Origin of the sequence: Spirosoma sp. SC4-14 (assembly GCF_037201965.1) — a bacterium.
Taxonomy (GTDB): Bacteria; Bacteroidota; Bacteroidia; order Cytophagales; family Spirosomataceae; genus Spirosoma.
In genome coordinates, this window is sequence record NZ_CP147518.1 from 5,202,382 (window position 1) to 5,215,191 (window position 12,810).

Below are 12,810 nucleotides of genomic sequence, written 5' to 3' on the forward strand. Positions count from 1 at the left end.
ACCAGCTATAATCTTAACAAGACAAGTGCTTAAAACGCTACGGGTTTCAGCCGCAGTCCGGCATCTTCGGGGAGGCCAAATACCAGATTCATATTCTGCACCGCCTGCCCCGACGCCCCTTTGGTCAGGTTGTCGATAACGCTCGTGATCAGTAGCTGCCCTTCGTGCAGTTCGAGATGGAGGAAGCATTTATTAGTGTTCACCACCTGCTTCACATCCACCGGCGACTCGCTGACGTGCGTAAACAGATGATCGGCATAAAAGTTTTTGTACAGTTCCTTTGCCTCTTCCCGAGTTCCCAAAAATGGAGTGTACACATTCGCCATAATTCCCCGTGTGAAGTCGCCACGGTAAGGAATGAAGTTAATCGCGTGATTAAAATCGGGGTCGAGCGCGGTCAGACTCTGCCGAATTTCGGCCAGATGCTGATGCGTAAAGGCTTTATAGATCGAGATATTGTTGTTGCGCCACGTAAAGCCGGTGGTCGGTACCAGCGCCTGCCCTGCCCCCGTACTGCCCGTAACGGCGCTGATCTGAATGGCCTCGTTCAGCAAACCGGCCTTAGCCAGCGGCAACAGGGCCAGTTGAATACTCGTCGCGAAACAACCCGGATTAGCCACCCGTGTAGCCTCCCGAATGCGGTCGCGCTGAAGTTCAGGCAGACCATAGATGAAATCGTCGTGTTCGTCGCGGAAATCAGTACTGAGGTCAATGACCGTAATATCGTCCGATACGTCGTTCTCGGCCATAAATGCCGCCGATGCTCCATGCCCAGAGCACAGGAAAATGGCATCGAGCCCTTCCTTAGTCAACAGCGTCGCGATTTCGTCGCCCGAATAAATCAGATCGGTATCGCCCAGCAGGTCGGTATGCGTGCTCCAGACCGGTTTGCCCGCCTGGCTTTTGCTATGCACGAATGCGATGTCGACAAATGGGTGATTGATCAGAATACGAAGCAATTCGCCACCCGTGTAGCCTGCTCCGCCAATGATACCAACGTTTATTTTCATACTTTTCTGAACCGGCCAATCTGTCGACCGATTGTTGTTTCAAGCTTACTCAATCATGCGTTTATACAGAGCAACGTGTTCGGCGGTGAATTTGTCCCACGAAAACAAAGAAGCCTGTTTTAGTCCCTTTTCCGACAGTTCGGTCCGTAGTGAGGGCGAGTTGGCAATCGTTATCATTGCCTGACAAAGATCATCCATATCGGTAGGCGAAACCCGAATGGCGGCCTGCCCGACGATCTCCGAAATAGACGGAATGTTCGACGTAATTACGGGCAAACCGCACTGCATGGCTTCGAGCGGTGGTAGCCCAAACCCTTCGTCCAACGACGGATACACGAACGCCGTTGCCCCCGTATAGATCGGCGCCAGTTCTTCGTCGGGCACAAAGCCCGTAAAAACCAGTCGCGATTTCAAAGCCGGGCTACGGCTGGCTTCGGCCAGCAGTTCGTCGAATTTCCAGCCTTTTGTTCCCACCAGCACCAGTTGCATATCGGCAGGTAGCTCGTTACTGTCGACCAGTTGACCGAATGTCCGAATCAGATGGGCGATATTTTTGCGCGGTTCCAGCGTGGCCAGACTCAGCAAATACGGGTTGTCGCCAATGCCAAATCGCTCACGAGCGGCCCGCTGCCGACCCTTGTCAACGTTTCGATGAAACAGTGCTGGCGAAGCCGCCAGCCGTATTGGAACAACCCGGTCTGGATTGATCCGGTCTAGATGGGAACTTAGGTAATTACAAAAATCGTCTTTCGTAGCCTGCGATACGGTAGTAACCCACGAATCGGGCGAGAGAGTAGCCAGCACCTGTTTTACGGTCTGCTCACCGTCGTTAAACCACTCAGGGTGTCGGATCGGAATCAGATCATGAATGGTCTGCACAGTCCGTACGTGCCGATTTTGCTGAATAGCAGCGGGTATGGGAAAAAAGGGGGAATGATAAATGGCGTTATCGGGCAATTTACTCGTTTCAAAATGAGCCATCTCCCGGTTCAATGCCCGTCGAGTCCGGTAAGCCACTTCCCGAATGGCCTTGGAAACGGTACTTCCCGGCGGAAAAGGACTCAATAAGCCATTCTCCAGCCGCGCCAGCGCCAGTTCGCCAGCCGAATTGATGAACACAGGTGCCGTGTTACCAAATTCCGTTTCGGCAAAGCGTATCGTTTCGGCCAGATGCGTAGGAGCCGCCAGCCATAGCCGAACGTCCTCAGCGCGTTGCAGACCAACAAGCAGTTGTTCTACCACGCGGCTGATTCCGGTTCGGGCCTGGCGGTGATAAAAACCGATGCCCAACGGGCTGGCATCAAGAATTATGTTCACGGATACGCTCGTAAATCATAACCTGATTGGAAGCGACTTTCGAGAAGCCCCGCACATCGTCGCCGGTCCAGGCATTGTTCATTTCGCCATAGCTGCCGAATATCGACGACATCAGGTCGTAATCCGATTCGATACCCAGCACCTGGAAACGATACGGCGCCAGATGCACGTGTACCTTACCCGTAACGTGGGCCTGCGTATCGCTCAGGAACGTTTCGATGTTCCGCATCACAGGGTCCATAAACTGACCTTCGTGCAGCATCGTACCGTACCAGTTGGCCAGTTGCTCTTTCCAGTACATCTGCCACTTGCCCAGCACGTGCTTTTCGAGGGTGTGGTGCGCTTTGATCAGAATCAGCGGAGCCGGTGCTTCGAAACCAACCCGGCCTTTGATACCGATGATGGTATCGCCCACGTGAATATCGCGCCCGATGCCAAACGGACCGGCAATTTCGGTCAGTTTGCGAATGGCATCGACCGGATTGTCGTAGGTTAGCTCCCCTACCGACGCACCCGAAATGCCTTTAATTTCGCCATGCTGAAAGGTCAGCGTGAGTGTTTCGGGTTCGGTTTTCGTTACCTGCGTTGGCCAGGCCGACTCAGGCAGAAACTGATCGGAAGTCAGCGTTTCTTTTCCGCCAACCGAGGTTCCCCACAGTCCCTTGTTGATCGAATAGGCGGCTTTGTGCCACTCCTGCACCACCCCTTTCGCTTTCAGGTATTCGATTTCGGCTTCGCGCGAAAGCCGTAGATCACGGATGGGCGTAATGATTTCAGCATCGGGAATGATAATGCGGAACGCCATATCGAAACGCACCTGGTCGTTTCCGGCCCCAGTCGATCCGTGAGCAATGGCCGAAGCGCCAATTTGCCGGGCATATTCGGCAGCGGCAATGGCCTGAAAAATCCGTTCGGCGCTCACGCTAAGCGGATAGGTATTGTTTTTCAGCACATTGCCGAACACCAGAAATTTCAGGCATTGCTGGTAGTAATCGTCGGTTTTAGAAATGGTTGCGTGCGATTTAACACCCAATGAGTATGCCCGCTCTTCAATGGCCTTCAGTTCGGCATCGGAGAAACCGCCCGTATCGACCAGCACCGAATGCACTTCCATGCCCCGATCTTCGGACAAATATTTTACGCAAAAGGAGGTATCAAGGCCTCCGCTGAAGGCAAGAACTACTTTTTTCTGAGACATTTAGACAGTGGATGCCGGATGGTAAGCCGCTAACGGTGGGCTTGTCCGCCATCAGTATAGTTTTGGAGGCACAAATATCGGGCTTGTTCCCGAAAAACCCGACTGAATTTCCATCCTTTCGTTAGCCAACCAACTTGTTGTGCTTTAGGAATTGTATTTCCCACCTGTAACCAATTAGTCAGATGCGCGGATTAAACAAAGTAACTCTCATTGGCAACCTCGGTGCCGACCCCGACTACCAACAACTCGATGGCTCCATAGCGGTTGCCAAATTAACGTTGGCTACTACCGAGGCCTATAAAGACCGAAACGGTTAATCCCAATACAACACCGAATGGCACACGGTAGTGCTATGGCGCAGCCTGGCCGACCTCGCCCACAAATACCTACAGAAAGGCAGCCTTGTGTATATTGACGGTAAATTGAAGACACGGTACTATGACGACAAAGACGGCAACCGCCGATATGTAACCGAAATAGTAGCCGAACAACTCATTATGCTGGATCGAAAAGCCGATCCAGGGGCCAGTGAACTCCCTTAATTTGTTTCGTTTATTCCTCAAATCAAGTTGTATTTACGAAACTAACTATGCCTAATATCCTGAAAATCAATCATCATAATAAAGACCGAATCAAGGTTGATTTTCCTTACAATCGGGAAATGGCGGCTATACTTCGGCAAATACCCGATGCCAGGTGGAGTCGCACCCACAGGGCCTGGCACATCCCTTACAATCAGCAGGCATTCAATCAGTTAAAGGCCCTATTTCCCGATATTACTATCGTAGAGCAGGAACAACCGTTGACCGAACACACTGAGAATTTATCAACGCCTGCTCCTGAAACCAAACCGACGGGCATAAAACCTGAGCCTACATTGTTGCCCAGCACAATGGGAGTAATTATTGAGAAATTAGGCAACAAAATCCTCATCAGAATGCCTAAAAACGACATTGACGTTCGGTTTATACTCGGTTTTCAGTTTGTTCGCTGGGATAAACAAGGCCGCTTCTGGACGGTGCCCGACTACAAAGACAACTTTCTGCAAATTCAGACCTATTTCGGTAGTCGAATTTCACAAATCATTGAACATCAATCAGTAATACAACCTAATCAGTCTCCACAACTCGCTGGCGTATCTGCTGGCGAAGTACTAATTTATCGCCATAATGCTACCCGATTGCGTCTTATTTTTGGCTACCACTCCGCTCTTGTTAAGGTTATCAAATCCTTACCATTCTGCAAGTGGGATGCTAAAAACAAATGGTGGACCTTGCCCTATTCCGACAGGATTGTTAGTCAAATCCGGGAAGCAGCCGCCCAGCATAATCTGTCTGTTCGCTATCAGGAAAACACCGACATCGTTGACCGAGTACCCCGCCCGTCGGCTTCGTCAATAGCCAACTATAGGCCATGCCCAGAAAGCTATCTACTGAAAATGAAGGAATTAAGATATAGTCAGCAGACGCTAAAAAACTATGTCAGCTTGTTTGAGGAGTTCATCAACTACTACCCCACCGACGATATTGACCAGATAGACGACCGTAAGATTATCGCTTTTTGTCAGTATCTGGTCATTGACCGTAAGGTATCGGCCTCGCACCAAAACCAGGCCATCAATGCCATTAAGTTTTATTATGAGAAAGTACTGGGTGGCAAACGAAAGCTCTACACCCTACAACGTCCTCCCAAAGAGCGTCAGCTACCCACAGTGCTTAGTAGCGACGAAATTACCCGCATCTTTGCTCAGGTCAAAAACCTTAAGTGCCGTATTGATGCTCATTTACTCGTCTGGCTTGCGTATTAGCGAAGCCATAAATCTACAAATCAAGGACATAGACTCAAGTCGGATGCAGATACGGATTGAGCAATCAAAAGGCAAAAAAGACCGATATACGCTTCTCTCTCAAAAAATGCTGATACTACTCCGTGAGTATTATCGTCAATACAAACCCGTAAATTACCTGTTTGAGGGTCAGGACAGCCCCACTTATTCCACTAAAAGCATTCAACTAGTGCTAAAACGGGCCTGTGAGCAGGCATGCATCAAAAAGCACGTAACCGTGCATACGCTGCGCCACTCATTTGCCACACATCTACTCGAAAACGGAACCGACCTGCGATACATCCAACTCCTGCTAGGACACGAAAGCAGCAAGACTACCGAGATTTATACCCACCTGACTACCAAAGGGTTCGATCAGATAAAAAGTCCGTTAGATGATTTGGACATTTAGTCAGAAATGCTATGTTTGGTACGGCAACCCGTAGTCAGGTTATGAAGGCTCTGTATCAATCTAGAGCTAAGGCACTCCCAGACATAGCCGATATTTACGAAAGTTTGCCTGAAAGTAAAGAGACTTCCGTAAATACCAATGTTAGCACCAATTTTATGAAACGTCAACTAATAATCAACATAGGACTAATTTTAACAATGACAAGTTGTGCTGTGTTCAATGCTGATTTACGATATAAGCCGAACTCAACAGATGAATATTATTTTCCATTATTAAGTGCAGAATTTACAAAACGACAAAATGACTGTATAGAGAAAAAGCAATTTCCGTGTAATTTTCCTGAACCAAATGACACTTTAAATGAATTTGTAAACCAATGGTATTCCAAACATTTAAAGAGTATGAAAGAACCAGTACTTTACAAATTACAGAATGACGACAAAAAAATAATCAGGTTTACACATATAGGGACTTGGTCAAATCCTTTTTCATATAGAATAGAAAATAGTAATGGACAAATCACTTTGACATACAGTAAAACAAAAGGACTTGGTGGTTATGACGCTGGACGTAGAATTAAACACGAACAGAAAATAATAAAATCAGAAACTTGGGAGAAGATATTGGAGAAAATTAATAGTGTAAATTTTTGGAGTATCGAAACACACGACCCAAATATGATACTTGATGGAGAAGAGTGGATATTGGAAGTGTTGATAGATGGTAAGTATCACTTTGTAACACGAAACAGTCCAGAAAATTACGGAGGACAAGAATATGCTGAATTGTGTAAACTTATAATGAATTCTAACAAACAATAGAAAAACTGGTGCTAACAGCAGTTTGGCAAAATGGCGGGTTCAGTGCTAAATTGAACATTCGATTTTCAAATGAACATTAGTGCTAAATTGAAAGTAAGTACTTCTAATTCCGCCACTTCGCCAAGCTGCAAAACGTTGGCGGTCATTGTAAAAGGACACTCCACAAAGACAAAAACAGAAATTAATTGAAAAAATATGGCAAAAGAATCTTGGTATATTAACGAATCAGAACTTGACGACTATCAAGTAAGAATCGTAAGACGAAATCTAAACAGTTCATTCATTGTAAAAGGATGTGCAGGAAGTGGAAAAACCGTTTTGGCATTATGGAGAGCAAAAGAACTTGCTGAGCAAGGGAACAATGACTATCTAATCATAGTCTTTACTAAAGCTCTCAAACAATTCATTGAAGACGGTATTCATACAATAGGGGTTGACGAATCAAAGGTTCTTTATCATTGGGAATGGATAAACAGACGAGACAAACCATCAGCAGAATATATCATCGTTGACGAAGTTCAAGACTTCGATACTGATGAATTAAGAGAATTGCAACAAGCAGCCAAGAAGCATTTTATTTTGTTCGGAGACTCTGCTCAACAATTATACAAAAATGTGCCTAATAAGGGGAAACTATTGACAATGGAAGAAATCCAAATTCAAACTGGAATCCCTATGGAGAATTTGGTTATTAACCATAGACTACCCAAGAAAGTTGCAAGAGTTGCAGAAAAAGTAAGTTTATCTAATGACCCACTTGTTGACAGGTGTAACAAAGAAGGAGTTAATAAACCACGACTTGTAGAATGCTCCTCTTTTAATGACCAACTTGATTATATAATTGATGTCGTTAAAGCTCAAAATTACACAGATGTTGGCATTTTATTTCCGACCAATAATGATGTTCAAACCGCGAAAAAATATTTCGACAGTAAAAAATGGGGAGTTGAAGCTAAAATTGGATATGGAGCAGGCTCAATGGATTTGGACTTTAAAACAGACAACCCCAAACTAATGACATACCATAGTGCAAAAGGATTGCAATTTGAAGCAGTATTCATTCCTATGTGTATTTCAGGTGACGAGAAAGATAGAAATCCACTTTATGTTGCTTTAACCAGGAGCTATAGAGATTTATTCATCTTGTATTCAAACCACCTTTCTACTTTCATCGCAAACATTGACAGAAACTTGTTTGAATATCACAACGAAAAAAACAAATCATCTGCAAGCAGCGATTTACCCTTCTAAAGAAATTACAAAATGAGAGTATATATTCCGTTCAATTCAAACGACTTTAATAGTGTTTTTACAACACTATCAATTTCACCCTTTTCCTTTTATCCTAATAGAAAATACAGTTTCAAAAGGGCAACAACGACCTTTTTAAATGAAAGTGAAGACTTTTTGGTTGGATATGAAAAACCCATATTCCACAACCGAGAACTTGACAAGGACTACGGCTTTCCAGTCTTAATTGAAACTGAAATAACCGAAAGCAAATGGCAAACTACAGCAAATGGGCTCAATTATGTAATAATTGATTATACTGTATTTCTGCTTAACAATTTTAAATTGTTGTTTAGGAGAGAAAAAGAACTCAATGAAACTTTTGCTAAGTCATTAAAGAGTATTGAAACAAAGTATTCTGCTTTAGCGAAACAAAATTCTGAAGTTATAAAAGTAGATTGCTTCGTCAATGAAATACCATTCATTCAATTTCCAACAGTTAATAACAATTTTAATTCCTTGACTTTCTTCAAGGACAGAAAACTAAACAGAATACTTGGTGCTATTTTAGGTAGTTCAATTGCTTATACAAATTTAACATCAAAAGAGTGGCAAGAAATTTCAATACTATTTAGGCTCTTAAATAACAACCTTTCATTGTTTCTAAACAAGATTTCAGAGAATAATGAATTTGAAAAAAAGCAGGTTTTAGAAATAACAGACAAAATTCTCAAGACTTATGAAACCATTGAAAAATTAGAAGAAGCTATTATGTTAGGCTCTAATTCTTCATTCACATCTGACATACTAAACACACTTAAACAATCTAAAGTATTTGGTATATCTGCATTTAATCTTCTTATTGAAGGATTACTTATAACATCAAAGGCTGAACTTCCTCTTTCATTAAAGCTAGAAAAGCTAAAGAGAGCAATTAATTCAAAGTTCAATTCAAAGTATCCAAGTAACTATGTTGAAAGAGTTAACAACGCATTTTCAGATGTAAGAAACAAAATAGAAGATGAAATTTATTTATCAAGAAAAAACAATAAACTAACAAGTGATTCACTTGTAAGACCCCATTTTGCGAATGACAAAATGGAGTTAATTATTCCAGAAGGTCTTTTAGAAAATGAAAAGAAATATTTGCTTCAAAGCTTGAAATTCTTCATCGAAACAGACAATATCTCTGACCTTGAGACTTTTTTCACTAATCGAAAAACTATTCTCATTGACCTTGCCAAACACTTCAAAGATACAATTGACAATTTTGATGGTTCGAAAGAGCGTTTGTATCTTGTTGAATTACTTAAATCATTTGAAAGCTTAAGGGGCGGATTTGACATTTCAAGAACTTCAAACGAAGTTTTAAAATCTATAGCTGTTCTGTTTACATCAGGTAGAGATTTATTAAGGTTCATTGAAAACAATGAAAGAGAAGAAATTCAACATTCATTAATTTACTACACTCTTTGGGGTAGCATTTATGGGGCAGCTATTCTTCCAAAGACCTTAACAGAATCTATTACCGAAGACAAATCGAATGTTAAGATATTGATTTCCGCATACGCTGAAACAATTGAAGAATATCAAAAAAGTAAAACAGAAAGTCATATAGAAGAAAGCTCCCAAAGCAAGACCGAGCCAGAAAAAACGGGACAAATTGAAGAAGATTCAAAGGCTTCATCAATAGAATCAAATACAGTAAATGAGCCAAATGGAAAATATACACCAACAATTTCAGTTTTATGTAGTCAAATTCTCGAACAAGTAGAGTTGAAAAAGAAAATGAAACTTTCTGACTTAAAAAGCATTTCTAAAAGTTTCAAAACAAATGGAGATGTTGAGCACCTTATAAATAGCCAATTGCAGGACAAAATAAAAGTAACTAAAAAAGGTGCGACAATGTATGCAGAACTAATTGACAATGGACAACTTAAATTCGACTGACAAAGAACAACGAACCGCCAACACACGTTTGGCGTCATGCGGGGTGACGTGCTTATATTCAAGTTCCGTTTTCCAATTGGGCTTTAGTGCTGGGTTGACAGTTTTGTGCTCCGAAATCCCGCACGAACGCCAAGCGTGGGAACGTTAGCGGTCATGTTAAGACAAACCTTACAAAATTCAAAGATGAAAAAATTATTAGTCGTTCTTAGTTTGCTAAGCAGTATTTGCAACGCACAGACAATAGATCAAAAAAAAGCGCTTTTTGTTGACAAAAAATATTCCGCTAAAATTGCAATAGCACAAAAACTGGTTGACTCTTTAATGAGGGAGAAAAGCATTCCCGGTTTGTCTGTTTGTGTTTCAACGAAAGACAAAATATTATGGGCGCAAGGTTTTGGCTATGCAGATATGGAAAACAAAGTACCCGTCACACTACAATCTAAGTTTCGCATTGGCAGTATTTCTAAAACCTTAACCGCTTTAGCATTGGGAAAACTGATTGAAGAAAATGCGATTAACCTTTCAGACCCGGTTCAAAAATATGTTCCCTATTTTCCAGAGAAAAAATATCCTGTTACAATCTACCAACTGGCTTCCCATACTGCAGGGATACGTGATTACAACTATAGAAACGGTGAGTATGTAAGCGATAAGAATTATGGTTCTGTAAAGGACGCCATTTCAATTTTTAAAGATGATACTCTATTGTTTCAGCCCGGTACAAAATATAGTTATTCCACTTATGGATATGTGCTATTAAGTGCTGTTATTGAAGGTGCTGCACACAAAGATTTTCTGCCGTACATGCATGACAGTGTCTTTATTCCCATAGGTTTGCAAAACACAGTTCCTGATTTTAACGACAGTATTGTTGCCCATAGAGTAAGTTTTTATGACGAATCAAACGGGAAGATTGTTAATGGCTATCATGTCAATAATTCAAACAAATGGGCAGGCGGTGGTTTTATCAGTACACCTACTGACCTTGTTCGTATGTCTCAAAGCCTGTTAAAGCATCAATTTATAAGTGAGCAAACTTTACAAAAATTTTGGAATAATGACACGCTGCAAAACGGTGAAAAGATAGCTTACGGAATTGGTTGGAAATTGGACAAGGATAATATGCAACGAAAATTTGTTTATCATGGTGGAAGCTCAATTGGTGGGCGTTCTTTTCTTTTAGTTTATCCTAAAGAGCAGCTGATCATTGCAATTACGTGTAACCTGAGCACCAACTTTGACCAGCGATTTATTTTAAAACTAACAGACTTATTTTTGTAAAAACACGAACCGCTAACAAAAGTATTTGCAAAAGCAGGGCTTGACAATGTAACTTCAGCTATGTGCAATCATCAGCAGCGGTTTGGGCTCGACGTTCCATGTTCAGCTTTAGTTCATAACTTCAACAACATATTTTCAATTGGGCATTTGTACCGGGCTGGACAATCACTGAATTCCCTGCCTTCGCAAATACCCGAACGTTATGCCTCATTGTAGGACGACCGGCAACCAAACAAAATTTCGTATCTTTCGAAACAATTCATATATCAAAAACGAATGGACGAATTAATACAAAATATAAAGAATTTAGCTGAAGTTTATTCTGCAAACTTGAAAGGTAAAATTGAAGCCAGAACAGAAGAAATGAAAGCTGACGACAATTCTCATTACCTCGTTTATCGTGTTTTAGGTATTTCTTTAGAAGAAGGACAACTTATTGACCAATATCAAAACACAGGACGATTTCTTTACAAATATGCAGGTTCATTCCTTGAAGATGCTGCAACCTTATGTTTAAATTTTAAATTTCCTGATGGCATTAAGACCAAGGTAGAAAACACGATTGGACAACGACCTAAAACTTTTGAGATTGATTTTCTAAATGGAAATGATGCCATAGAAGTTAAGTGGAGAGATGCAACTACGGACGGAGACCACATAACAAAAGAACATACAAGAGTTAAAGTAATCAGAGAACACGGTTACAAGCCAATCAGAGTAATGTTCTATTATCCTCAAAGAGAACAAGCTATCAGAATTCAAGAAACCTTGAAAACACTTTATGCAGGTGTGGAAGGAGAATATTATGGCGGTGATGAAGCTTGGGAATACTTAAAAGCATATTCAGGAGTTGACCTTAAGAACGTGTTGGGGAATTTTATTTGGTGAAGCAGTCAAAGGCGTTGTAGCATGATCTGAATGTTTGCTAAATACAGCCAACTCACCGAAGAAGATAGCGTGTACTCGTAATCTTTGACGATGCGCCGGAAGAAATTCGTCCAGGCAATGCTCCGTTCAACGACCCATCGCTTGGCCACAGGCACAAAACCTTGGGTTGATTCGGGACGCGAAGCCTTCTCGAAATCGATGCTCCACTCGGTTAATGCCTGGGCAAAAGCTCCATTGTAAGCCTGATCGCCGTAAACCTTCTCCAGGCGTTCCCCAACTCGCCAAAGGATTGTCCCAATCAGAGAAATTGACGCCGGTCCTTCTGCTTCATTTGCCGCATGCACATCGACCACCCACAAGCGGCCGTCGGTATCCACGACGAACTCTCGTTTTCGCCCGTTGACGCGTTTATTGACGTCCATACCCCGGTGTTCGCAGATCATGGGATTTAACTTAACACTTTGTGCATCAATGCATAGAACAGATGGCTGAGCTTCCTTACCCACTCGTTTTCGGTCTGATTGATTCAAGGCTGCGTTGATTCGTTCGAAGGTGCCGTCCTGCTTCCAGCGGTTAAAGTAATAGTAAACCGCCTGCCAGTTAGGCCATTGCGGTGGCAGGTTCCGCCATTGACAACCGGTTCGCAGCAGCCACAGAATAACGTTGATGATCTGGCGCAATTCATGTTTTCGCTTGCGTTTGAGGTCAAAGAAAGGCGAAATTGCGTCCCATTGAGGGTCGGTCAGTGGTTGCCACTGTTTGGTCATCACTTTGCATTTTGGTCGATACAAAGTTGACACGACTCTCAACTCTTTTCAATTCCCCAACACGCTCTAAAGCTATTTTGACACAGATTGCTAACGAAAGGACACCCGAAA

11 protein-coding genes and 1 pseudogene are annotated in these 12,810 nt (G+C 42.6%); 8 read left to right on the plus strand and 4 right to left on the minus strand.

Annotated features, from left to right (window positions below; genetic code table 11):
• Nucleotides 1-29: 29 nt before the first annotated feature.
• The 3 genes from argC to WBJ53_RS21225 are packed head-to-tail and all read right to left on the minus strand — an operon-like array spanning nt 30 to nt 3,525.
• The gene (gene argC, locus WBJ53_RS21215) at nt 30-1,010 is read right to left on the minus strand and encodes an N-acetyl-gamma-glutamyl-phosphate reductase (RefSeq protein WP_338869848.1); all 981 of its coding nucleotides are present in this window, start codon (nt 1,008-1,010) and stop codon (nt 30-32) included.
• 45 nt (nt 1,011-1,055) lie between these two features.
• Nucleotides 1,056-2,327 (minus strand): glycosyltransferase family 1 protein, encoded by a 1,272-nt coding sequence (locus tag WBJ53_RS21220; protein WP_338869850.1) that lies wholly within the window; start codon nt 2,325-2,327, stop codon nt 1,056-1,058.
• Entirely contained in the window at nt 2,311-3,525 is a 1,215-nt protein-coding gene (locus tag WBJ53_RS21225) for an argininosuccinate synthase domain-containing protein (RefSeq protein WP_338869852.1), read from the minus strand. The genes WBJ53_RS21220 and WBJ53_RS21225 overlap by 17 nt, the downstream gene beginning before the upstream one ends.
• A gap of 182 nt (nt 3,526-3,707) precedes the next feature.
• On the opposite strand from WBJ53_RS21225, the pseudogene ssb reads away from it, so the two are divergent.
• The 8 genes and pseudogenes from ssb to WBJ53_RS21265 all read left to right on the plus strand — a co-directional run bounded on the left by ssb (nt 3,708) and on the right by WBJ53_RS21265 (nt 11,932).
• Nucleotides 3,708-4,067: pseudogene (gene ssb, locus WBJ53_RS21230) on the plus strand (single-stranded DNA-binding protein).
• 47 nt (nt 4,068-4,114) lie between these two features.
• Entirely contained in the window at nt 4,115-5,332 is a 1,218-nt protein-coding gene (locus tag WBJ53_RS21235) for a site-specific integrase (RefSeq protein ID WP_338869854.1), read from the plus strand.
• Nucleotides 5,301-5,762 carry a tyrosine-type recombinase/integrase gene (locus tag WBJ53_RS21240; RefSeq protein ID WP_338869856.1) on the plus strand — a complete coding sequence of 154 codons (462 nt, stop codon included), beginning with the start codon at nt 5,301-5,303 and terminating at the stop codon, nt 5,760-5,762. Before WBJ53_RS21235 ends, WBJ53_RS21240 begins: the two co-directional genes overlap by 32 nt.
• A gap of 41 nt (nt 5,763-5,803) precedes the next feature.
• The gene (locus WBJ53_RS21245) at nt 5,804-6,583 is read left to right on the plus strand and encodes a hypothetical protein (RefSeq protein ID WP_338869858.1); all 780 of its coding nucleotides are present in this window, start codon (nt 5,804-5,806) and stop codon (nt 6,581-6,583) included.
• A 195-nt stretch (nt 6,584-6,778) separates the two neighbouring features.
• Nucleotides 6,779-7,834 (plus strand): 3'-5' exonuclease, encoded by a 1,056-nt coding sequence (locus WBJ53_RS21250; RefSeq protein ID WP_095164336.1) that lies wholly within the window; start codon nt 6,779-6,781, stop codon nt 7,832-7,834.
• 12 nt (nt 7,835-7,846) lie between these two features.
• On the plus strand, nt 7,847-9,763 hold the full coding sequence (locus tag WBJ53_RS21255; RefSeq protein ID WP_338869863.1) for a hypothetical protein: 1,917 nt from the start codon (nt 7,847-7,849) through the stop codon (nt 9,761-9,763).
• A 183-nt stretch (nt 9,764-9,946) separates the two neighbouring features.
• Complete coding sequence (locus WBJ53_RS21260) at nt 9,947-11,044, plus strand: serine hydrolase domain-containing protein (RefSeq protein WP_338869864.1); 1,098 nt, start codon at nt 9,947-9,949, stop codon at nt 11,042-11,044.
• A gap of 276 nt (nt 11,045-11,320) precedes the next feature.
• A complete protein-coding gene (locus tag WBJ53_RS21265) occupies nt 11,321-11,932 on the plus strand; it encodes an ApaLI family restriction endonuclease (RefSeq protein WP_338869866.1) in 612 nt (203 codons plus the stop codon).
• A gap of 5 nt (nt 11,933-11,937) precedes the next feature.
• Here WBJ53_RS21265 and WBJ53_RS21270 read toward each other — a convergent pair whose 3' ends face one another.
• Nucleotides 11,938-12,699: an IS5 family transposase gene (locus WBJ53_RS21270; RefSeq protein ID WP_338869868.1), complete on the minus strand. Its 762-nt coding sequence runs from the start codon at nt 12,697-12,699 to the stop codon at nt 11,938-11,940.
• Nucleotides 12,700-12,810 lie beyond the last annotated feature (111 nt).

What these genes read in the sequence shown, in the direction of transcription:
- WBJ53_RS21235 (WP_338869854.1), top strand. Translation starts at nt 4,115, where the DNA reads ATGCCTAATATCCTGAAAATCAATCATCATAATAAAGACCGAATCAAG.
- WBJ53_RS21240 (WP_338869856.1), top strand. Translation starts at nt 5,301, where the DNA reads ATGCTCATTTACTCGTCTGGCTTGCGTATTAGCGAAGCCATAAATCTA.
- WBJ53_RS21270 (WP_338869868.1), bottom strand. Translation starts at nt 12,699, where the DNA reads ATGACCAAACAGTGGCAACCACTGACCGACCCTCAATGGGACGCAATT.
- WBJ53_RS21225 (WP_338869852.1), bottom strand. Translation starts at nt 3,525, where the DNA reads ATGTCTCAGAAAAAAGTAGTTCTTGCCTTCAGCGGAGGCCTTGATACC.
- WBJ53_RS21265 (WP_338869866.1), top strand. Translation starts at nt 11,321, where the DNA reads ATGGACGAATTAATACAAAATATAAAGAATTTAGCTGAAGTTTATTCT.
- argC (WP_338869848.1), bottom strand. Translation starts at nt 1,010, where the DNA reads ATGAAAATAAACGTTGGTATCATTGGCGGAGCAGGCTACACGGGTGGC.
- WBJ53_RS21245 (WP_338869858.1), top strand. Translation starts at nt 5,804, where the DNA reads ATGAAGGCTCTGTATCAATCTAGAGCTAAGGCACTCCCAGACATAGCC.
- WBJ53_RS21255 (WP_338869863.1), top strand. Translation starts at nt 7,847, where the DNA reads ATGAGAGTATATATTCCGTTCAATTCAAACGACTTTAATAGTGTTTTT.
- WBJ53_RS21250 (WP_095164336.1), top strand. Translation starts at nt 6,779, where the DNA reads ATGGCAAAAGAATCTTGGTATATTAACGAATCAGAACTTGACGACTAT.
- WBJ53_RS21260 (WP_338869864.1), top strand. Translation starts at nt 9,947, where the DNA reads ATGAAAAAATTATTAGTCGTTCTTAGTTTGCTAAGCAGTATTTGCAAC.